Origin of the sequence: Acidiphilium sp. AL (genome assembly GCF_025499445.1) — a bacterium.
Classification (GTDB): domain Bacteria; phylum Pseudomonadota; class Alphaproteobacteria; order Acetobacterales; family Acetobacteraceae; genus Acidiphilium; species Acidiphilium iwatense.
In genome coordinates, this window is sequence record NZ_JAIMBZ010000023.1 from 1 (window position 1) to 21,499 (window position 21,499).

Here is a 21,499-nt window from a genome sequence, read left to right on the forward strand (position 1 = left end):
AAAGATGCGCAATCCGCTCCCATTGGTCAGCCCTCAGCCCATAACGCCCCATCGATCAGCCTTTCGGAATGCTGATCTGCTATGAATCAGGAAAACGGTCGCGCCGGAATCCCCCCCGGTCAAATGACGACACACCCTAAATCGGCATGTCAAAGCGGGCTGGAAATAAAAATTTTCTGGCCCGTGACATTTTTGCCAGGTTTGAGGGTTGCAGAATCTGCAATGCGCCCGTAACAGCAACGCACACAGGGGCAAAGCCAAAGTCGAGTCGCGTTGAACGCGATGCGGCATTGGCTGAATAAAAACCGGAACGTTCCGGTATAGTAGCTTGATTGATTTATGTTTTACTGCGTAAGCAGGCGGTCTTGAGCATCTGGGGACGAACAGGATATGCGACAGGGCAGGACGGGCATTCAGGCTGTTTTACAGGTACTCGGCTGCATTACCGCTGTTTTAGGATTTTCGCAGACCAGCCACGCGGCTCCGACGCATAAGATCAGCCACCCGGTTCGACGCCGGATCATTCACAAGCCGATCATCCGCCACGTCGTCCTCCATCACCCGATCGCCCGCCGCAAAATCATCCGCCGCCCCGAGATCCGTCATGCCGTCTATCGGCGCCGCTTCGTCAGACGGCTGAATTACCGCCATCCCGCTCTCATTCATCGCTATATCCACCGCGCCGCCTATCTCTGGTGCGTGCCCTATGCGCGGGACGTGTCGCATATCGACCTCAAAGGCGATGCGTTCCTCTGGTGGGCCGAGGCCGCCGGGCGCTACGCGCGCGGCTCCCGCCCCATCGTGGGCTCGGTGCTCAATTTCCGCTCCAGTCCGCGCATCCCGCTCGGCCATGTCGCCGTGGTGGAAAAAGTCGTCAACAGCCGGGAAATCCTGGTCGATCAGGCGAACTGGGTGCCCGACACCGTGAGCCGCGACGTTCCGGTGATCGACGTTTCGCGCAACAACAACTGGTCCGCGGTCCAGGTTTCGATCGGAGGTGGCCGGTTCGGCATGACCTACCCGACCTATGGCTTCATCTACGACCAGACACCGGGTGGCATGGTCTACGCCGATAATAGGAATTCCGGCACAACCGAGGTCGCCGAGGCGCCGGCGCTCCACAAGATCCGCCTCGTCGCCCCGAACCGTACGCTGCGATAACCCCGCCTACAACGCTTCAGCCAGCCTGACATAATCCTCCGGCGCCAGCGTTTCGGCTCGAAGCACGGGGTCGATTCCAACCCGCTCGAGTAGCGCCGTGCCGCCGAGTCCGCGCAGCGATCCGCGAAGCATCTTGCGTCGCTGGCCGAACGCCGCCGCGGTCACCCGGCCGACGCGGTCCAGCAAATCGCCCGGCAATTGCCGCGCGTGGGGCACCAGCCCGACCACGGCGGATTCCACCTTGGGCGGTGGCGAGAAGGCGGAGGCCGGAACGATCATCACGATCGCCCGATCGACGGTCAAGGCGGCCAGCACGGCGAGCCGCCCGTAATGCGGCGAGCCCGGCATCGCCACGATGCGCTCGGCCACCTCGCGCTGGAACATCAGCGTCATCGACCGGAACTCCGCGGCCCGGTGCAGCCAGTTCACCAGCATCGGCGTGCCCGCGTTATAGGGCAGGTTCGCCACGATCGCGCGCGGTGCCGGCACCAAAGCGGCCAGATCCATATCCAGCGCATCGCCCTCGATCACCCGCAACCGCGCCGGGTGCGCCGCCAGAAGCTCCGATGTTGCGGCGATCGCGCGCCGGTCGATCTCGATCGCGGTCACGCTCGCCGCATCGCCGTCAAGCAAGGCGCGGGTCAGGCCGCCGGGTCCGGGCCCGACCTCGATCACGTTCACCCCCGCGAGCGGACCCGCCGCACGCACCAGCCGTGCCAGCAGATTGGGGTCGAGCAGAAAATGCTGGCCCAGCGACTTGCGCGCGGCGAGCCCGTGCCGGGCGATGACGGCACGCAGCGCCTCGCGCGCCTCGGCCATCGCCGCTACCCGGCCGGATAGCGCTGAATGATCGCCTGACGATGCAGCGCATCCATCAATTGCTGCGACTCGAGCGAAACCCGGCGCTGCACCAGCAGATTGGCGATTTCCGGCACGCTCGGCAGACCCATCTTGCTGGTCTCGCGGCTGCACACCATCACCAGCGCGACGCCACGATGCGATACCAGCGGCTGGCTGATCTGGCCGATCGGCAAACCGCCGAGCAGGCTCTGGAACGCCGCCGGCTGCACGGTGGCGAGATTGATCGGGCCGGGATCGGCCTTGCGCACATTGCCCGCCGCCGCATTCGCCGCCGACACCGCGGAACAATCGTGCAGCGTGCCGCGCAGCGCATTGGCATGGCTCAGCACCGCAAGCTGTCCGGCAGTCGGCTGGCCGCCTTCGAATGGCGCCGGAAACGGCAGGAAAGCCTGCCGGATATGGAGCAGCGTCTCGCTCTGCTCGCCGAATTTGCGCGTGCCGAGCAGTTGCACGATCTCGTAGCCGCCGGCGACCCGTACCGGATCGCTGATCGCCCCGGCCGGCATCCGCTCGACGATCGACCGCACCGCCGGATCGAGCAGATCGGGTTCGACCCAGCCGCGATCGCCGCCGGTCAAGGCGCTCTGGCTCTGACTGAACTGCGCCGCGACCACCGGGAACGGCGCACCGTTGCGCAACTGCTTGATCACGGTGTCGGCGAAATGCTTGGCATTCGCTTCTTGCGACGGCCGTTCGATCGGAATGAAGATTTCCGCGATATGATATTGCGTCTGGCCGATCTCGCGCTTCATCGCACGCTGTTCGGCCAGAATGTCCTGGCGGGTCGGCCGCAGGCCTTCACCGAGCTGCTTCTTCAGAACGCTAGTCCAGCCGAGTTCGATGCGGAACTGATTGACCAGGGTGGAATACGGAATCCCCGCCGCGCGCAATTTCGCCTCCAGCCCGCCGGCCGGCAATCCGTTCGCCTTGTTGATCCGCGCCAGCGCGGCGGCGATGCGCGCCTGCGGCACCACCACCTTGTGTTTCTCGATCGCCTGTAATTGCAGGGTCTGATCGATCAGCTCGCTGGTGATCTGCGGCTTCAGCCGCGCGAGGATCGCCGGGTCCTGCGGCAGCCCGGCGGACAGGGCGAACAGCCGGGCGCGGGCATCGACATCCTGGTTGGTGATGACCGAGCCGTTCACCACGGCGGCGATCTGGGCGCTCTGCGCCTGGGCATTTGGCACCGGGCCGACCGCCGCGGCAGCCAGGGCGAGCGCGAGCGAACAAACGAGCGAGAATTTCATATGGCGCTGAATCCGAAGTTGCCGAGTGTCTTGAGGGTGATGTTGATCAGCAGCGTGGTATTGCCGTGATCGTAGTTGAACGAGGTGAAGGTCCGGTAGAAGCTGATATTCACCGCGGTGCACTCGTTCTGCCAGGTTGCCGACAGAGCCGCATTGTCGAATGTCCCGGTCGCGAGATTGCGCTGGGTGGCACCGGAAAACGTCCAATGTGGGATCAGCGAGGTCGAGGCGCCGAGGGTGAACTCGCGGCGCGGAACGAAATAGGCCGGCGGCGGCTCGCCCGCCTGGGTGAACAGATAATACGGGTTGGTGTTGCTGTAGAGATAGCCGCCGGTAAAGCGCAGCGCGCTGTTGCCGAAGGTGGCGTAGGTATCGATCAGCCGCGCGCCGAGATCCTTGTGCGACAGCCGCGTCCGATAGGTCAGGCTGAACCAGGATACCGGCGCGACCGTCGCCCGCGCCACGATGTCCGAGACGTTGTCGTTCAGTCCGCTGCCCGGCGGATAGAGCAGGCTTTTGTGAAACGCGTAGGACTGGCCGACGATGCCGGTCGCATAGGCGCCACCCGGCAGATACCACGCCCCCTGCAGCGCGTAATCGACCCGCGAACCGCCGGCGAAACGATCGATCCCGCCGAACCGCTGCAGGCTGAACAGATTGGCGTCGGTGAACTGAAGATCGAGACTGTCCTCGTTCGGAATCACCTGGGTCTGGCGCAATCCGTAGCTGGGTGCGGCGACCAGTTGCACGCGCGGCTCGATCATCTGCTCGCCCCAGCTCCCGGCCGAGCGCACCATCGGCCAGCGCATCGATACCGCCCCGATCGGAATCGCACGCGCGGTGGTCGCGCTGGTTTCGCTCGAAAAATTCGGCTGCTCGTTCAGCTTGCTGGCGGAATATCCAGCGGTGATCAGCCGCACCCGCGCGTCGAACAGCGTGCCCATCGGCCCGTCGAACGGCAGTTCGTAGTTCGAAACCACGGCGACCCGCCGGCTGTCGGTGCCGTCATGGCGAAAAATATTGAACGCGCTCGCCGCCATCGAGAATCGGCCGCCCCACGCGTCCGGCGCACCGAAATAGGCGTAGCGCGCATAGGGAGCGACGATCGGCAGCTTGTCCTGCGAAATCGTCGCGACCAGCCCCTGATAGGTCTGCGCGTCGATTTTCGCGTAGGATCCCTGGCCGAATCCTTCGAGATAGGCGTTGGAGGCGAGGAACGCCGCGTTCGGCAAATAGCGGAAATCGTTGAGGTACTGGACGGTGGAGGTCCGGTTGTAGGCGAAACCGGCACGCCACGTATCGTTCAGGTCGAACGTGCCGTTCGCAAAGATCGCATCCGAGAACCCCCCCGCATTGGCATAGCGGTCGCGGCCACCGGAGATGTTGATGTTCAGCTTGCCGAAATTGAGCGCCCGGCGATATTTCACGTCGAGCACCGGGCCGGCCTTGGTCGCGAGGATCGGTACGATCGTCGCGTCCTGGCTCTTGCCGATGTCCCAGAAATATGGAATCGCGAAAAACTCGCCGATATGGGTCGAACTGCCGAATGCCGGGATCAACAGGCCGCTCTGGCGCTTCACCGACGGATCGGGCTGCGAGATATAGGGCAGGTAGAACACCGGAAAGCCGTAAATCTGCAACTCGGCGTCGTGATACTCGATCACCTTGTGCTGCAGATCCTCGACGGCGCTCCGCGCCTTGATCTGCCATAACGGCGCCGCGGTCGGATCGTGCTTGCACAGATTGCAGGTGGAATAGACCGGCTTCGACAATTCGTTGATCACGCCGCCGTAGCGCCGCGCGCCGTTGGCGACCATCCGGCCGTTCTGGGCGAGGATGGTGGCGACGTCATGCATCACCACGTTCTTCATGCCCTGCGAGAGATCCGCCCGCTTGGCGAACGTCACCTGGCCGGAGGGCTCCATCAGCACGACATGGCCGATCGCCGTCGCGGTATTATGCGCCTGGTCGATCACCACCTTGTCGGCATAAAGGATATGGCCGTTCTGCCAGGCCTGCACCTCGCCGGTCGCGGTGACGATTCCGGTCTTGTGGTCGTAGGAAACCCGGTCGGCCAGGAAAGTGACCGGCTTCGATTTCGAAATCGGCCGCTCCGGCCCGGCGATCAGCCCGGCCATCTGCGCGCGGGAAGCCGTGGGCACCGCGCCGATCGCGCAAGCCATGAGGCCGAGACCGGCAAGCCGCCGCCAGCGTTGAGCTCCCTGCATCGGTCAGCCATCCTCCAGATGGAGCAGCAACGCAAGCGCGAGCATCAGCCCGGCTGCGGCAGGCGCCCAGGCCGCGAGAATCACCGGCAGCGCGCCCGATTTGCCGAACTGCGCCGCGACTTCCGAGAGCATGAACAGCGCGAAGCCGCAGCCGATGCCGGCGCCGAGCATCTGCGCGACGCCGCCGCGCCGCGCCGGGCGCATCGAGAACCCGGCCGCCACCAGCGCCATGGTCGCGCAGAGCAGCGGCAGGGCGAGCAGACTCTGAAACGCAAGTTCGTGCCGGGTCGGCGAAAATCCCGAGCGTTCGAGCAGGCGGATGAATCCCGGCAGCGCCCAGAACGACAATGCGCTCGGGCTCGCGAAACTTTCCTGCACCCGGCCCACTGTCAGGTCGGTGGGAAAATGCATGCCCGGAAGGGTTTTGGGCGGTGCATCCGGGGCCAGAACGGCGACACGATCCAATGTCCAGCCGCCTGGCTCAAGCTGGCCGCCCGCCGCCTCGATCCGGTCGCGCAGTGTGGTGTGGGGGCCGAGACGCAGCACCGTCATATGGCCGGTGGTGAGAATTTTGCCCTTGAGATGCACGTTGTCGGCGTGGAGAATCGCGATTCCGCCCGGCCCGGCGGCGGGATCGGTCTGGCGCAGCCAGAGCTGGCCGCCCTGCAGCGACAGTGGACCAGAGCCGATCTCCAGATATGTCGAGTAGAGCGTTTCGGCGCGGGCGAACATGACCGCCGAAACCGGGCTGATCGCCGCCGTCGTGAAAACCCCGATCAGCGCGGCGCAGAGAACCGGCATGGCGAGAAACTGCCACGCCGAGACCCCGGTGGCACGCGCCACCACGAGTTCGGACGACCGGGTCAGCCGCCAGAAGGCGAAAATCCCGCCGAGCAGCACGGCGAAAGGCAGAATCTGCATCCCGAGCCAGGGGATGCGCAGAATCTCCATCACCAGCACCCGGCCGAAAGTCGCTTTCGGCTTGTCGGAGGCCTGGCGCAGCAGGTCGAGAAAATCAAACAGCGACCCGATCGCGGTCAGCCCGGCCTGCATCCCGATCACCGCGAGCAGGAATCGCCTGCCGACATAAATCGAGAGAGTCAGCGGCGGCAGCAGCGGGCGCAACCTCTTCATGCCGGCACGATCCGGGCGCGCCGGCCGGCGCGCAGCAGCAGGACGGCGCCCGCGATCGCCGGGCCGGCCGAGACCACGAAAATCAGCGGGATCAGGCCGTTCTGCCGTGCCGCAAGGCTATCCACCCCGATCCCGAGCGCCACCAGAAACGTGATCCCGAAAGTCGCTCCCGCCAGTGCGATCGTCCCGCCATGCCGGCGGAACGGGCTGCGCAGCACCGCCAGCAGCGCGATCAGCGTATAGGACAGCACGGCGAAGGGTGTCGCCAGCCGGCGCCATGCCTCGGCGTGCCATTTCTTGCGCGTCGCCGGCGGAATTTGTGCCGGGTTCGGATGAAACAGCTGCCAGATCGTCGCTTCGGAGGTCTTGGGCGCGGCGGTCAACTTGGTCGTGCTGGATTGCGCGAGATCGATCAGGTTCCGCTTGAAGCTCAGAATATTGAGCCGCCCGGTCTTGGCATCGACCTGCTCGCGCGACCCGTCGCGCAGCAGAACTTCCGGCCCCGCCGGCCCGGCGACCAGCCGCCCGGTACGCGCGAGAATCGTCGCCGGCACGCCCTTCTGCCGGGAATCCTCGATCAGAATGCCATGCAGCACGTCATTCGCGTCGCGCCGCTGGATATAGACGGTGATATGGCCGGGAATCGGGGTGAACACGCCCGGTTCCAGCAGAAAGGCGGCGACCTTGTTGCGGATCTCGAACTCGAACTTGCGAAAGCTCGAAAGACTCGTCGGCACCAGCCAGATATTCAGCACCCAGCACAGGATCATGGTCACCCCCGCCAGCGCCAGCGCCGGCCGCGCGATCGCCGCGTCCGACAGGCCGGAGGCGCGCATCACGGTCAGCTCGCGATCGGAAGAGAGCCTCGTATAGACGAACAACGTCACGATAAAGCAGGTGATCGGCAGGATCACCGCGAAGAAGCTCGGCAGCAGCAGCCCGGTGAGATGGATGAACACGAACGGCGACAGGCCGCGCTGTATGATGAGCTGAATGAACCGCAGCGATTGGGTGAGCCAGATCAGCGCGACCAGCCCGAGCGTCGCCGCGACCAGCCCGATCGCGAGCTGGCCGAAAATATAGCGGTCGAGCCGCGAGGGTCGTCGGGCCAGATACATCGCCGGTCTTTTGAAGGCGGCCACTGCTAATGGCAAGTTATGCGATGTGGCGGCGCGCGGCATCCATCAGCGCGCGCATCCGCCGGATCGACTCCGCCAGCCCGATGAACACCGCCTCGCCCACCAGGAAATGGCCGATATTGAGTTCGCGCAGCTCGGGAATCGCGGCGACCGGCCCAACATTGGTGAAACTCAGCCCATGCCCGGCATGAACCTCCAGCCCGAGCGATGCCCCCAGCCGTGCCCCCTCGACCAGCCGCTCAAGCTCGCCCGGTTTTTGCTCCGCATAGGCGCCGGTATGCAACTCGACGACCGGTGCGCCGAGTGCCGCCGCCGCTTCGAGCTGGGGTGGTTCGGGATCGACGAACAGCGACACCCGAATCCCGGCCTCGCGCAGCCGGGCGATCGCCGGGCCGAGCGAACCGGCGTTCCCCGCCACGTCCAGCCCGCCCTCGGTGGTGATCTCGGCGCGCCGCTCCGGCACCAGACAGCACGCGTGCGGCCGGAGTCCGCAGGCGATCCCGACCATTTCATCGGTCGCCGCCATTTCCATGTTGAGCGGTATCGGAAGGGCGCGGGCGCGACGAATATCGTCATCGCGGATATGCCGCCTATCCTCGCGCAGATGCAGCGTGATGCCGTCCGCCCCCGCCTCGATCGCCAGATGCGCCGCCCGGATCGGGTCGGGATAGTCGGCACCGCGCGCGTTGCGCAGGGTCGCCACGTGATCGAGATTGACCCCGAGCCGCAGCGCGGTCATCGGAGGACCCCCGCTGCCACGTTGGCAGCCATCGCGGATGCGAGGCGTAGCGCCGCGATCAGGCTCGCCGGCCGGGCGATGCCCTTGCCCGCGATGTCGAAGGCGGTGCCGTGATCGGGCGAGGTGCGGATGATCGGCAATCCGAGGGTGACGTTCACGCCATTCTCCATGTCGATGGTCTTGAGCGGGATCAGAGCCTGGTCATGATACATGCAGAGCGCCGCGTCATAAGTATGGCGGGCGGCTTGGGTGAACATGGTGTCGGGCGGCAGCGGCCCGAACGCGGCAATTCCCTCCGCCCGCAGCGCGGCGATCGCCGGAGCGATAATCCGCGCTTCCTCATCGCCCATCGCCCCGCCCTCGCTCGCATGGGGATTGAGCCCGGCGACGGCGAGGCGCGGCGAGGCGATGCCGAAATCGCGAATCAGCGCGACATGGGTAATTCGTCCGGCAGTGATGATCGCCTCGGTGGTCAACGTCTCGATCGCGCGGCGGAGCGACACATGAACCGTCACCGGCACCACGCGCAGGCCGGGTGAGACGAGCATCATGACCGGATGCGCCGCCCCGGTCAGCACACCGAGGAATTCGGTATGACCGGGATGGGCGAAACCGGCGGCGTAGAGCACCGATTTGGCGATCGGATTGGTAACGACGCCCGAAACAAGCCCGTCCATCGCCAGCCGCACCGCGATTTCGATCGACCGGATCACCGCGGGAGCGTTGCGCGGATCGGGGCTGCCGGGAATCGCCGTCGCCGCAAGCCGCACCGGCAGCACCGGCAGCGCGCGCGGAAACACCAAGGCGGTTTCGGCGGGATCGGCGATCACTTCGACCGGAACGCCGAAGCCCTCCGCCCAGTCCGGGTCGCCGACCAGAAAATAGGGCACGATGTTCACCCTATGTTTCACGTGAAACATAGGGAACGATCCGGCCATAATTTCCCCGCCGATGCCGGCGGGATCGCCCATGGTCAGCGCGAGCGGGGCCGGTCTCACAGGCTCGCTATTCGACCGAATGCCACTCATCCACCAGAATACGCGGCATGTCGAACCGCTCGGTGGTGCGCGAATACCACCCGGCGCCGTGCATTCTTCCGATCAGATCGAGCTTCGGCGTGTCGATATGGCAGCGTTCGGCATCGAGCACCGCATCGTCGCGCACATGCATGGCGACCACCCGACCGACCACCAAGGCCCGGTCCGGCCCGAATTCGATCATGGAATGGCGCACGCATTCCATCGCGACCGGGCTTTCCGCTATGCGCGGCGGCTTGATTTTCGCCGAAGGCAGCGTGGTCAGCTTCGCCTCGGCCAGTTCGTCGATCTCGGGTCCGAATTCGATCGCGGTGACGTTCATCGCCTCGGCATTGTCATGTGCGACCAAGTTTACCACGAATTCGCCGGTCAGCCGGATATTCTCGCCGGTATCCTTGCAGTCGCCCGGCCGGCGCGCGCCGATGCCGATACACAAAATCGGCGGCCCGGAGCCAAACACATTGAAGAACGAGAAAGGGGCGGCGTTCAGCCTGCCCTCAGCGTCGAGCGTGACGACCCAGGCGATCGGCCGGGGCACCACGGTCGAGGCCAGCAGTTTGTATTGATCGAGCGGTTTCAGGGCGGTGAGATCGAACAGCATGCGCCATCATCGCCGGTCCGGCGCAGACTGTCCATGCGGACAATCCCGCCGTCGCCAACGCTTTTCACTCGGCCTTGAGAAACACCAGCAGCTTGTCGATCGCCGCCTGCTTGTCGAGTCCTTCCAGCGCGCCGTATTCGGCGGCAAGCCGTTCCAGCGCCGCCTCGAAAATCTGCCGCTCGGAAAAGCTCTGATCGGGCTGGCCGGCATTGCGGTGCAGATCGCGCACCACCTCGGCGATCGCCATCGGGTCGCCGGAATTGATTTTCGCCTCGTATTCCTGTGCCCGGCGCGACCACATGGTGCGCTTGATCCGCGCCCTGCCCTTCAGCGCGGCGAGCACCTCGTCGAACTGCTTGCGGCCGGAGAGCTTGCGCAGCCCCGCCGTGCGCGCCTTGTTCACCGGCACCCGCAGGGTCATCCGGTTCTCGTCGAAGGTGATGTGGATCAGATCGAGCTTCTGCCCGGCGATTTCCTCGGTCGCGATGCGTTCGACCTTGCCGACGCCATGGGTCGGGTAGATCACGTGATCGCCCGCCTTGAATATCTCGGCCTTGGCGATGGCGCGCTGCGGCAGCACCGGGCGCGGGCCGGGCGGCGGCATCGCGTCGCGTTCGGCCACGGTGGGAGGCACGGCCTGCGCCGGAGCCGCTTCCTTCGCGGCGCGCGGCGTCTCCACCGGCCTGGGTTCGCCGGTGTCTTTGCCGGTATCCTTGAGAGGCTTGTCCTTCAGAACGGCTTGTGCGCTAACAGTCATGTCGGTGGGGGAGCCTTTTTGTGGTGCGGCCGGCCGCTTGACCGGATCCGCTTGTTTCGTTGGTCGGGGTCGGGGCTGGGCCGGCGGCGCCGGCTTCGCCACGACCGCAGGTTTGGCCGGTCTTTGCGTCGATTTCGTGGCCGCCGGCTTGGGTGCGATCTTCACCGTCGCTTGCTTGGCCTTGACTTCGGCTTTCGGCTTGGGAGCCGCTTTTTTCGGCGCGGCCGGTTTGACGACGGGTTTCGGTTTGACGGCGGGCTTCGGCTTCGCACCTGCTGTTTTGGCCTTGGATTTCGCGGCGCTCGCCGGCGCTGGCGCCGTCTTGGCGGGGGCTGCGGGTTTGCGAGGCTGCGGTTTTGCGGCTGCGACGATCGCTTGACGCGGCGATCCGGCATTTTTCATGATGAACCCCATCGAGAGGAGTCGTATCCGCCGCCGCGATGATCGGCTGCGGGCGAAGACCCGAGGAAACTCAGTCACGATAACAGAAAATCGTCGATTCGGAAACGGCGCGGCCTGCCCCGACTCGACGCCCCGCTCTCAGGCGACTCCCGGTTCGGCGGAAAACAGCTCGGCCTTGCCCGGCTTGTCCTTCCACGCATCCGCATCGTCGGGCGGCGCGCCCTTGCGGGTGATGTTCGGCCAGAGCGACGCGAAATCGCGGTTCTTTTCCAGCCACGCGACTGCCTTGTCGTCCGAATCCGGCACGATCGCCTCGGCCGGGCATTCCGGCTCGCACACGCCGCAATCGATGCATTCGTCGGGGTGAATCACCAGCATGTTCTCACCGACATAGAAGCAGTCCACCGGACAGACTTCCACGCAATCCATGTACTTGCATTTGATGCAGTTTTCGGTGACCACGTAGGTCATCGCGCACTCCTAAGACTAGGGTGTGTACCCAATGGCGGCGTGAGCCGCGCTGGGAGCGCAAATCGCGGCTGAGCAGGCGGACGGCGCAGGCCGATGTGGGGCATCGGCCAAGCCGGACAACGCCCTCAGCCGCGATTTGCGCCCCAGCCCGAAGGGATCGGGGGCTTTTGGCCGCCGGCTATGTCGTTCGTCGTTCATGATCGGCAAGATCACTTCACTCCTCTCTCCTGGCCAGCGGCCAAAATCCCTCCGGTCGCGGCCACATCGCCATTGGGTACACACCCCAGAACTCTCTTGAGCCGCGATATGCCCCCAAGCGCCCGCACGTGCAAGATTAGCGCGCTCATGGCGGCTGTTCCGCGATTTCCTCATACAGCAGCCGCGCCTCGGTCGACGGGCCGCGCCGCTTCCCGATCGCGCGCACCCGCACGACGCGCACGCCCATCGGCAGCGCCAGCGTCAGCACGTCGCCCTGCCGCAGCCGCGCATGCGGCTTTTCGGTGACCTGTCGGTTGATCCGCACGCTCCCCGCCGCGATCAGCCGGCCGGCAAGACCACGGGTTTTCACGAATCGCGCATGGAACAGGAATTTGTCGAGCCGCTGCCACGCGGCATCCTCGTCCGCGCCGTCAGGAAGCGGCACGGTGGAACCCGGCCAGAGCCGCGAAAGGATGGTCGGGATTCACCGGAACCGGCGGCGCTTCCGGCGCCTTGACCGCGAGTCGGCGCGCCGGCGCGATCGCGATCCGCGCCGGCATCGGTGGCCCGAACACGCCCTCTGCCGGCGCTTCCTCGGGGATGACCCGGAAACCGAGGCCGCGCAGCACTGCGGTCAGATCCTCCTGCGCAACCCCCAGCCGCGAGGCGAGGCTGGGCGGCAGCGGTGCCGGCCGCCGCCGCGCGGCGTGGCGCAATTCGCCTGCGATGCGTTCGGCGATATCGAGCCGGATCGCGCGCGTGCCGCAGACCAGCCAGCCGAGAAACGCCGCAAGCCCGTCCGGCCAATCCGGTGCCGCGACCGATACCAGACCCGGCGCCGGCAGAGCGGGCAAATTCCGCTTGCGCCATGCCGCCCACAGGGTCGCGCGCAAGGCCGCCGGGCGCGGCTTGAGCAAGGCGGGCAAATAGAGCGCGAAAGCCCCGGCGCGCACCCCCATCCGCCGCAATCTGGGCCGCAGCGCCGCATCGATCGGCGAGGTCGGCAAGATGCCCGCCTGCTCGGCGAGCCGGTGCATCACCCCGCGCAGTTCCGGCTCCGCCTCGGCGGCGCGGCAGGCTGCGAACAGCGGCATCAGGTCATGGGCGATCTTCGCCTCGATGAACCGGGCGAAGCGCATGCGCACCGTCTCGCGCAAGGCGCCGTCGAGAAATTCGCTCTCGATCACCTCAATCGCCGGCGCGAGCACCGCGCTGCCCTGGCGCAGCCGGGCGATCCCCGCATTCTGCCAGACGATCGTGCCGTCCGCGCGGAGCGAAAACGCGGTGTCCGGTGCCGCGTCCAGCCTGGCCACCCGGCGCGGCATCTCGCCGCCCAGCGCACGGCGCGCGGCGCGCAGCACGAGGCGCTTATCGGCACCCCCTACCGTTGCATCGGGTTCGAATCTGAACCCGTCGATCCGGCCCACCGGATGGCCCTCGACCACCACGTCGCCCGCCCGCGTCACCGCCGACAGCAGGCCGGCGGTTTCGGCTTCATCCAGCCTGCGGGTGAGTTTCGCGGCGCGCCGGTCGACGAAGCGCGCCATCAGCTTCTCGTGCAGAGCGTCCGACAGCAGATCCTCCGCCTCGCGCGCCCGGCCCTGCCAGACCAGCGCGTTGCGCACCCAGTCCGCCCGTGCCGCGATATAGGCCCAGATTCGCACATCGGCGAGGCGCTGCATCAGCGTGTCGATATCGCCGTCGATGCGGCCCAGCGTGCCAATCTGTGCGGCCACCCAATCCTCCGGCAGCGCTCCGTCATCCAGCAGATGCCGGAACACGCGGGCGCAGAGCCTGGTGTGATTATCGGTCGCGAGCTTGCGGAAATCCGGGATCTGGCATGCCTCCCACAACAGCCGTACCGCGCGCGGCGAACCCGCCCGGTCGCGGATCGCGGCATCGCCGGCAAGGGCGGCGAGGATCAGCAAATCGGACGCGTCGTTGCCGCGTACCAGGCCGGGGCGGTCCGGTGCGGCGAGCAGGCTGGCGAGCAGCGCGTCGATCGAGGCGAAATCGAGCGTGGAATTGCGCCACGCCAGCTGTTCCAGCGGCTCGAAGGCGTGGGATTCGACGGCGCTGATCAGTTCATCAGTCAGCAGCGGGCAGCGCCCGGTGGTGCCGAACGTGCCATCGCGCATGCCGCGCCCGGCGCGACCGGCGATTTGCGCGATTTCGGCGGCTTCCAGCAGGCGCGGCCGGTGGCCGTCGAACTTCGACAGGCCGGCGAAGGCGACATGATCGACATCCATATTGAGGCCCATGCCGATCGCATCGGTCGCGACCAGGAAATCGACCTCCTTGTCCTGATACAGCGCCACCTGAGCGTTGCGGGTACGCGGCGAAAGCCGGCCCATCACCACGGCGCAGCCGCCGCGCCGCGAGCGCACCGCCTCGGCGATCGCATAGACCTCGGCGGCCGAGAACGCGACGATCGCCGAGCGCGGCGGCAGGCGCGACAGCTTCGCCGGCCCGGCATAGGTCAGTCGCGACAGGCGCGGCCGGGTTTCGATCTCGGCCTCGGGCACCAGCCGCCTGAGCAGCTTGCGGATGGTCTCCGCGCCGAGAAACATGGTTTCCACCATGCCGCGCGCATGCAGCAGCCGGTCGGTGAACACATGGCCGCGATCGGGATCGGCGCAGAGCTGAATTTCGTCGACCGCAAGGAATTCGACCTTCCGGTCGAGCGGCATCGCCTCCACCGTGCAGGAGAAATACCGCGCATCGGGCGGGACGATCTTTTCCTCGCCAGTGATCAGCGCGACATGCCGCGCGCCCTTCACCGCGACCATGCGATCGTAATTCTCGCGCGCCAGCAGCCGCAACGGAAACCCGATAATACCGGAGGCATGGCCGAGCAGCCGCTCGATGGCGAGATGCGTTTTGCCCGTATTGGTCGGGCCGAGCACCGCTTTCACGCGCGGAGCGAATCCAGACATGATTCGAGTTTGGCGTTTTTGCTCCCGATTGCAAGAGCGCCATCGCTCGCCTATCTGGCCCCCTGCGTTTCATCTCTCGACGGGGATTGCAATGAGCACGACGACCGAACCCGAAACCACCCGCCCCTTCGATGCCGAGGTCGGGCGCCTGCTCGATCTGGTGGTCCATTCGCTCTATTCCGAGCGCGAGATTTTCCTGCGCGAGCTGGTCGCCAACGCCGCCGACGCGATCGACCGGCGCCGGTTCCTCGCTTTGTCCGACGAAAGCCTCGCTTTGCCCGAGGACGCCGCGATCCGTATTTCGATCGACAAGGGTGCGCGGACCATCACCATCACCGATGACGGCATCGGCATGACGGCGGAGGATCTGGCCAGCCATCTCGGCACCATCGCGCGCTCCGGCACCCGCGCCTTCGCCGAAACCCTGAGCCAGGCCAAGGAAGCCGACCGGCCGAGCCTGATCGGCCAGTTCGGCGTGGGTTTCTACTCCGCCTTCATGGTGGCGGATGAGGTCGAGGTGATTTCCCGCCGCGCCGGCGCCGAGGCGGCGCATCGCTGGGTGTCGGATGGTCGCGGCGGCTACCGGATCCGCCCCGCGACGCGCGAGACCGCCGGGTCCGACGTGATCCTGCACGTCAAATCCGACGCCGACGAGTATCTGGAGCCGGTCCGGCTGGAGACCATCCTGCGCAAATGGGCCGACCACATCAGCGTGCCGATCCAGCTCGAACGCGACGGCAAGTTCCTGGCCGCGAACGAGGGCACCGCGCTCTGGCGCAAGCGCAAATCCGACATTTCCGAAGCCGATTACGCCGAGTTCTACCGCCATCTCGGCCATATGTTCGACGAACCCTGGGCGACCATCCATTGGACCGCCGAGGGCGCGCTTGAGTTCTCGGCGCTGCTGTTCATCCCCGGCCATGCGCCGTTCGCCGTCACCGAGGACGACCGCGAAAGCCATGTCCGCCTTCACGTGCGGCGCATGTTCATCACCGACGACGCCAGATTGCTGCCCGGCTGGCTGCGCTTCGTCGCCGGCGTGGTCGATACCGAGGATCTGCCGCTCAATGTTTCGCGCGAAATGCTGCAGGCGACCCCGATTCTCGCGCGCATCCGCAAAGCCCTGGTCAACCGCGTGCTGACCGAGCTGAAAACCCGCGCCAAGGACGAGGATGCCTATCGCCCGTTCATCGAACAGTTCGGCGCGGTGCTGAAGGAGGGCATTTACGACGACAACGATCACCGCGCCGACATCGCGTCCCTCGCCCGGTTCCGCTCGACCGCCAACGACGCCCTGACCTCGCTCGATGCCTATGTCGCGCGGATGAAACCCGAGCAGACCGATATCTATTACCTCACCGGCGAGGATGCCGAACGGCTGAAAACCTCGCCGCAGCTCGAAGGGCTGCGCGCCAAGGGATTCGAGGTGCTTCTGCTGGCCGATCAGATCGATTTTTTCTGGCCCGAGCGGCTGGCCACCTATGCCGACAAGAAACTCGTCCATGCCGGCGCCGCGCGGGATATTTTTTCTCCCGCCGAAACCTCCGACGCGCTCGCCGTACTGGCGAAATCCCTGCAAGCGGCGCTCGGCGACCAGGTCTCCGAGGTGCGCGCCTCGTCGCGCCTGACCGACAGCCCGGCGGCGCTCGCGGCGGGCGGCGCGCAGGCCGATCTCGCGCTGCAGCGGCTGATGCGCCGGGCCGGACGGCCGAGCTTCGCGCCGAAACCCGCGCTCGACATCAACCCGTCCCACCGGCTGATCGAAGCGCTCGTTCCGCGCGCCGAGGCCGGCGAGGACATGACGGACTGGGCCGCGCTGCTGCTCGATCTCGCGCGCATCCAGGATGGCGAGGCGCCGGTCGATCCGGCCCGCTTCGCCCGGCTGGTGGCGGCGAAACTCGGCGAATAAAGCGCTATTTCCGTGCGGCTTCGGCCGCACGGAGCACGCGCAGGAAATTGCCGCCCCAAATTTTGCCGAGTGCCGCGCCGTCGTAACCCCGGCTCACCAGTTCGGCGGTCAGCGCCGGGGTCTGGCCGGCATGCATATAGCCATCGACGCCGCCGCCACCGTCGAAATCGGTGCCGATGCCGACATGGTCGATGCCGATTCGCTCTGCAACGTAATCGACGTGGTCGGCGACGGTGAACACGCCGACATCGGATGGTTTCGCGCCGGGCTTGAGAAACGCCGAGACCATGGTGATCTGGATCACCCCGCCGGTGTCGCGCAGTGCAATTAACTGTTCGTCATCGAGATTGCGCGGATGGTCGCACAAAGCGCGCGCGCAGGAATGGGTGGCGACGATCGGTGTGCGCGACAGAACTGCCGCCTGCATCATGGTCGATTTCGCCGCGTGGCTGACATCGGCCAGAATGCCCAGATCGTTCATCCGCCCGATCGCCGCGCGCCCGAGCGCCGACAACCCGCCATGCTCAGCCTCGGCATCGCCGAGGTCGCGGCGTGGAATCGCCGAATCGGCCAGCGCGTTATGGCCGTTATGGGTCAGCGTCATGTAGCGCACGCCGCGCGCCGCGAAATCGTCCAGCGATGCGAGATCGCCCCCGAGCGCCGTACCGTTCTCGACCGCCGGAATCACCGCGATCCTGCCCGCAAGATGCGCCTGCTCGATCGCGTCGGCATCGCGCGCGAGCACCGTCCCCTCCTCGGCACCCATGTGCGCAATCGTGTCCAACATGCCGAGCGCCCGCGCCCGCGCCTCCGCGTCGCCCGAAGCATCGCGCTTGCCCTGCGGCACATAGGCGGCGAAACACACCGCCCCCACCCCGCCGCGTCTCAGCTTCGGCAAATCGACGCAGCGCGGCCCGTCGGTAAGAAAATCGGCACCGTTCGGCCAGGGAATATCGACATGGGTGTCGATGACCAGAAGCGAATGATGGACCCGTTCGGTCATGACATATCCTGAATACGGTTCAGCGGGCGAGGCCGAGCGCGCGGTACAGCCGCAGGCTCGGCGGCCAAGCATGGATGATCGCACCGCGAAAGCCAATCGCGAGCGCGATCAGAACGACGAGAACGCCGATCGAGGCGAGCCAGAGCAGTCGCACCGTCTCCGGCGCGGGAGCGACGGCGATGCGCCGCGCCGAAACCGGCGAGGCGGGCGATATCGGTTCGGGCGGAACCGCCGCGACGGCGACAGGCGGCGTGCCGATGGCGGGAGATGGCGGGATGCCGACGACTCCGGCAGGCATGAGGCCGACAGCCGGCTCGGCTGCAGGTTCGGGTGCGTTTTCGGGCACGGTTTCGGCCGGAACCGCTGGTTCCGGCGGCTGGATCGCCGGCGCGTCCTGATGCCATTCCGCGCCGCAGCGCGCGCAGCGCAGCCGCGCCGGCAGGCGCGCCGCCAGATCCGGCGGAATCTCGTAGCGCGCAGCGCAATCCGGGCAGGTCATCCGCATCGCCCGTCGAATGACATTTTCACCCGCACCGCGCAACCGAGGCCAGCGTGAGCCCGAGATATCGCCGAGAGTCCGTCTATCCCGGCAGCGCCCGGCGCAGCGCCGCAAGCGCGAGCAGGCGGGTGGAATCGAGCGTCGGCAGCGGAGAATTCGAGTCGTTCACGATCAGCGGAATTTCGGTGCAGCCGAGTACGACCGCGTCGCAGCCGGCATCTTTGAGCCGTCCGATGACACGCTGAAAACAAGCAATCGCTTCGGTGGTGAAGACGCCGCAAACCAGTTCATCCATGACGATACGGTTGATATCCTCGCGTTCGGCAAGGCTGGGCCGAACATATCCCAGCCCGCGCGCCGCGAGCTTTTCCGGATAGACCGCGCTCTCGACGAGCCAGCGCGTTCCGGTCAGGCCAAGCCGCTCGAATCCGCGCCCGGCGGCTTCAGCAGCCACGATTTCGGCGATATGCAGCCAAGGCAGCTTCGATCGGGACTCGACGTAAGGAAACGCCTGGTGGATCGTATTGTCGGGACAGATCAGGAAATCGGCACCGGCTTTCGCAAGCTTGTCCGCGGAGGCGAGCATCAGTTCCGCCACGCCCTGCCAATCGCCGCGATCGAGACAGGCGACATAGTCGGCAAGCGAGTGCGTATGCATCGAAATTTCGGGATGCGCATGGCCGCCGAGCAGCCGCGCACCCGCCGCGCAGATGGTCCGATAGCAAAGCGCAGCACCTTCGGCGGAACAGGCGACGATACCGATATGCTCCCGGACGCGGCCGAGGCGATCCTTGTGCGTGGCGATGGGCATTGGTTCGGAGTATTGCCGCGTCGTGCGGAAATTTCCAGGGCGATGCAAAGATGCCGACAACCGCTTGCCCTGACCCGCCGGATCGCGGCAGAGGAGAACAATGATCCGCTTCTCGCATGTCGGGCTGAACTACCGGCGCACCGCGCAGGCCGGCGGGATCGTATCGCGCCACGCCGATGCCACGGCGCTCGACGACATCGATTTCGACATCCCCGAAGGCGGGTTCCGCTGGCTCACCGGCCCGTCCGGCGCGGGCAAGACCAGCCTGCTCAAGCTGATGTATCTGGCGATCCACCCCACCAACGGGCGCATCGACCTGCTCGGCACCGACACCGCCAAACTCGACCGGCGCGGTACCGCGCTGCTGCGCCGCCGGATCGGCGTGGTCTACCAAGATTTCCGCCTGCTCCGGCATCTCACCGCTTACGACAATGTCGCCCTGCCGATGCGGCTGGCGCGCCGCAAGGAAGCCCATGTCCGCGCCGATGTGACCGAGTTGCTGCGCTGGGTCGGGCTCGCCGGGCGGCTCGATCACCGGCCCGACGAATTGTCCGGCGGCGAACAGCAGCGCGTCGCCATCGCGCGCGCGGTGATCACCCGGCCTTCGCTGCTTCTGGCCGACGAGCCCACCGGCAATCTCGACGACGACCAGGCGGAACGGCTGATGCACCTGATCACCTCGCTCAACCGGCTGGGCACCACCGTCATCGTCGCGACCCATAATCTCGGCCTGGTCGCACGCCACCCCGCGCCGGTGATGGAACTCGAAGCGGGGCGGATGGTCCGGCATGGCTAAGCGGGCCGCGTCTCGGGCCGACCGGATCGGCCTGCGCGCCGCGATGGCGGACCGGCTGCTGCCGTTCATGGTGGCGGCCATGAGCTTTCTCGCGGCCCTCGCCCTCGCCGGCAGCATCGCCGCCTCGGCACTCGCGACCCATTGGCTGAGCGGCGCACAGGGGCTGATCACCATCGAGGTGCCGAATCCCGGCCAGCCGGTGGCGGCGAACGGACCGCGCCGGGCCGACGCGGTGCTGACCCTGTTGCAGGCGACCCCCGGACTCGCCGATGCGCATGTCCTGTCGCGGCAATCGCTCGCGACCCTGCTGAAACCCTGGCTCGGCGCCGCCGCATCGGACGGCACGCTGCCGATCGCCCTACCTGCCGTGATCGTCGCCCATAGCCGCACCGCCACGCCCGATCCTGCTACGTTGGACGCCAAACTTGCCGGTATCGCACCGGGAACCCTGGTCGAATCGGGCGCGAGCTGGGCGGCAAGGCTGGAAGCGCTTACCGATAGCCTGCGCGCCTCGGCCGCCGCCGTCCTGGTGATCGTGGCGCTGGTCGCCGCCTCGGTGGTCGCGGTCGCGGTGCGCGCGGGGCTCGCCCAGCGACGCGAGGCGATCGAGATCATTCACGGGCTTGGCGCACTCGATTCGGACATCGCCAACCAGTTCGCCCGGCGCGCCATGCGCCTCGCCGCGACCGGCGGGCTGATCGGCGCGCTGGTCGCGCTGCCGGTGCTGGTCTGGCTCGGCCGTCTTTCCGCGAGCTTCGTCGCCAGCGCCCCCAGCATTAACACGAATCCTGCATCGGCGCTGGCATCGGCGCTACCGCCGCTACTCTGGGCCTCGCCGGTCCTGTTCACCGTGGCCACCGCGCTGATCGGCTGGGTCGCCGCCCAGGCGACCGTGCGTGGCTGGCTCAAGCAGCTCACATGAGCGGATCGGGCCGCAAGCCGCTGCGCCTGCGCCGACGCGGGCGCTGGGTACGCTGGCTCGTCCGGCTGGTTCTGCTGATCGTCATGCTCTGGCTGATCGGGTTCGGCTGGTTCCTCGCGAAAATCGCCGCCGAACGACCCATTGTTCCAATGCCCCATGCCGGGGGCATCGTTGTGCTGACGGGCGGTGCGGACCGGGTGAAGGCCGGGCTCGAACTGCTGATGGCCGGCGCCGCGCCGCGCCTGCTGATTTCCGGCGCGGGAACCGGCACCTATCTCGGCGATTTCACCCCGCGCGACGGCATCAACGCGACCGCCAAGGCCACGCGCATCAGCCTCGGCCACCGGGCGGCGACCACGCGCGGCAACGCCCGCGAGGCGGCGCGCTGGGCGATGCGCCACGGCATCACGTCGCTCATCGTGGTCACCGCCGATTATCACATGCCGCGCGCCCTGATCGAATTGCACCGGCAAATGCCCGGCATCGCCCTGCTGCCCGAGCCGGTGCGGCCGCCCGCGCTGGAACGGCTCGACGACTGGCGCACCCTGAAGCTGCTCGCCGCCGAGTTCACCAAATACGTGCTGGTGCGGTTTCGGCTCGGCGGCTTCGCCGCGCACCACATCGAAGCCCATCTCTGATGGTTGTCCG

General features: G+C 66.6%; 21 protein-coding genes. 6 read left to right on the forward strand and 15 right to left on the reverse strand.

The features are described from left to right. Positions 1 to 390 precede the first annotated feature (390 nt). Positions 391 to 1,161, forward strand: coding sequence for a CHAP domain-containing protein (locus tag AiwAL_RS13075; RefSeq protein WP_235704068.1), 771 nt, complete (start codon positions 391 to 393; stop codon positions 1,159 to 1,161). Between the two features lie 6 nt (positions 1,162 to 1,167). Here the strand turns inward: AiwAL_RS13075 and rsmA are convergent, their stop codons facing one another. The 9 genes from rsmA to AiwAL_RS13120 form a co-directional block, all read right to left on the reverse strand. Continuing rightward, entirely contained in the window at positions 1,168 to 1,980 is an 813-nt protein-coding gene (gene rsmA / locus AiwAL_RS13080) for a 16S rRNA (adenine(1518)-N(6)/adenine(1519)-N(6))-dimethyltransferase RsmA (protein WP_235704069.1), read from the reverse strand. Between the two features lie 5 nt (positions 1,981 to 1,985). Further along, the gene (locus AiwAL_RS13085) at positions 1,986 to 3,269 is read right to left on the reverse strand and encodes a peptidylprolyl isomerase (protein ID WP_235704070.1); all 1,284 of its coding nucleotides are present in this window, start codon (positions 3,267 to 3,269) and stop codon (positions 1,986 to 1,988) included. Further along, a complete protein-coding gene (locus AiwAL_RS13090) occupies positions 3,266 to 5,497 on the reverse strand; it encodes an LPS-assembly protein LptD (RefSeq protein WP_235704071.1) in 2,232 nt (743 codons plus the stop codon). Before AiwAL_RS13090 ends, AiwAL_RS13085 begins: the two co-directional genes overlap by 4 nt. A gap of 3 nt (positions 5,498 to 5,500) precedes the next feature. After that, positions 5,501 to 6,631 carry an LPS export ABC transporter permease LptG gene (gene lptG, locus AiwAL_RS13095; protein WP_235704072.1) on the reverse strand — a complete coding sequence of 377 codons (1,131 nt, stop codon included), beginning with the start codon at positions 6,629 to 6,631 and terminating at the stop codon, positions 5,501 to 5,503. Beyond that, entirely contained in the window at positions 6,628 to 7,749 is a 1,122-nt protein-coding gene (gene lptF, locus AiwAL_RS13100; protein WP_262312827.1) for an LPS export ABC transporter permease LptF, read from the reverse strand. The genes lptG and lptF overlap by 4 nt, the downstream gene beginning before the upstream one ends. A 37-nt stretch (positions 7,750 to 7,786) precedes the next feature. Then, entirely contained in the window at positions 7,787 to 8,509 is a 723-nt protein-coding gene (locus tag AiwAL_RS13105; protein ID WP_235704074.1) for a pyridoxine 5'-phosphate synthase, read from the reverse strand. After that, positions 8,506 to 9,537, reverse strand: a complete 1,032-nt coding sequence (pdxA, locus tag AiwAL_RS13110; RefSeq protein ID WP_407932534.1) for a 4-hydroxythreonine-4-phosphate dehydrogenase PdxA — start codon at positions 9,535 to 9,537, stop codon at positions 8,506 to 8,508. Before pdxA ends, AiwAL_RS13105 begins: the two co-directional genes overlap by 4 nt. Then, on the reverse strand, positions 9,515 to 10,147 hold the full coding sequence (locus AiwAL_RS13115; protein ID WP_235704075.1) for a flavin reductase family protein: 633 nt from the start codon (positions 10,145 to 10,147) through the stop codon (positions 9,515 to 9,517). The genes pdxA and AiwAL_RS13115 overlap by 23 nt, the downstream gene beginning before the upstream one ends. Before the next feature lie 64 nt (positions 10,148 to 10,211). Then, on the reverse strand, positions 10,212 to 10,904 hold the full coding sequence (locus tag AiwAL_RS13120) for a CarD family transcriptional regulator (RefSeq protein WP_235704118.1): 693 nt from the start codon (positions 10,902 to 10,904) through the stop codon (positions 10,212 to 10,214). Between the two features lie 37 nt (positions 10,905 to 10,941). Here AiwAL_RS13120 and AiwAL_RS13125 point away from each other — a divergent pair, with 37 nt between their 5' ends. Beyond that, positions 10,942 to 11,283, forward strand: a complete 342-nt coding sequence (locus tag AiwAL_RS13125; RefSeq protein ID WP_262312829.1) for a hypothetical protein — start codon at positions 10,942 to 10,944, stop codon at positions 11,281 to 11,283. 161 nt (positions 11,284 to 11,444) lie between these two features. On the opposite strand, the gene fdxA is transcribed toward AiwAL_RS13125, so the two are convergent. From fdxA to AiwAL_RS13140, 3 genes are all read right to left on the reverse strand, one after another. Continuing rightward, positions 11,445 to 11,777 (reverse strand): ferredoxin FdxA, encoded by a 333-nt coding sequence (gene fdxA, locus AiwAL_RS13130; RefSeq protein WP_235704076.1) that lies wholly within the window; start codon positions 11,775 to 11,777, stop codon positions 11,445 to 11,447. A gap of 343 nt (positions 11,778 to 12,120) precedes the next feature. Then, positions 12,121 to 12,420 carry an RNA-binding S4 domain-containing protein gene (locus AiwAL_RS13135; RefSeq protein WP_235704077.1) on the reverse strand — a complete coding sequence of 100 codons (300 nt, stop codon included), beginning with the start codon at positions 12,418 to 12,420 and terminating at the stop codon, positions 12,121 to 12,123. Next, the gene (locus AiwAL_RS13140) at positions 12,407 to 14,911 is read right to left on the reverse strand and encodes a helicase-related protein (protein WP_235704078.1); all 2,505 of its coding nucleotides are present in this window, start codon (positions 14,909 to 14,911) and stop codon (positions 12,407 to 12,409) included. Before AiwAL_RS13140 ends, AiwAL_RS13135 begins: the two co-directional genes overlap by 14 nt. 91 nt (positions 14,912 to 15,002) lie before the next feature. On the opposite strand from AiwAL_RS13140, the gene htpG reads away from it, so the two are divergent. After that, positions 15,003 to 16,820 carry a molecular chaperone HtpG gene (htpG, locus tag AiwAL_RS13145; protein ID WP_235704079.1) on the forward strand — a complete coding sequence of 606 codons (1,818 nt, stop codon included), beginning with the start codon at positions 15,003 to 15,005 and terminating at the stop codon, positions 16,818 to 16,820. 4 nt (positions 16,821 to 16,824) lie between these two features. Here the strand turns inward: htpG and AiwAL_RS13150 are convergent, their stop codons facing one another. From AiwAL_RS13150 to AiwAL_RS13160, 3 genes are all read right to left on the reverse strand, one after another. Further along, entirely contained in the window at positions 16,825 to 17,823 is a 999-nt protein-coding gene (locus AiwAL_RS13150; protein ID WP_235704080.1) for a dipeptidase, read from the reverse strand. 19 nt (positions 17,824 to 17,842) lie between these two features. Further along, positions 17,843 to 18,322 carry a zinc-ribbon domain-containing protein gene (locus AiwAL_RS13155; RefSeq protein WP_262312830.1) on the reverse strand — a complete coding sequence of 160 codons (480 nt, stop codon included), beginning with the start codon at positions 18,320 to 18,322 and terminating at the stop codon, positions 17,843 to 17,845. Between the two features lie 82 nt (positions 18,323 to 18,404). Next, entirely contained in the window at positions 18,405 to 19,133 is a 729-nt protein-coding gene (locus tag AiwAL_RS13160; RefSeq protein WP_235704082.1) for an aspartate/glutamate racemase family protein, read from the reverse strand. 100 nt (positions 19,134 to 19,233) lie between these two features. On the opposite strand from AiwAL_RS13160, the gene ftsE reads away from it, so the two are divergent. The 3 genes from ftsE to AiwAL_RS13175 are packed head-to-tail and all read left to right on the forward strand — an operon-like array spanning position 19,234 to position 21,489. Beyond that, entirely contained in the window at positions 19,234 to 19,929 is a 696-nt protein-coding gene (gene ftsE / locus AiwAL_RS13165; protein ID WP_235704083.1) for a cell division ATP-binding protein FtsE, read from the forward strand. Beyond that, entirely contained in the window at positions 19,922 to 20,851 is a 930-nt protein-coding gene (locus tag AiwAL_RS13170) for an ABC transporter permease (RefSeq protein WP_235704084.1), read from the forward strand. The genes ftsE and AiwAL_RS13170 overlap by 8 nt, the downstream gene beginning before the upstream one ends. Continuing rightward, entirely contained in the window at positions 20,848 to 21,489 is a 642-nt protein-coding gene (locus AiwAL_RS13175) for a YdcF family protein (RefSeq protein WP_235704085.1), read from the forward strand. Before AiwAL_RS13170 ends, AiwAL_RS13175 begins: the two co-directional genes overlap by 4 nt. Positions 21,490 to 21,499 lie beyond the last annotated feature (10 nt).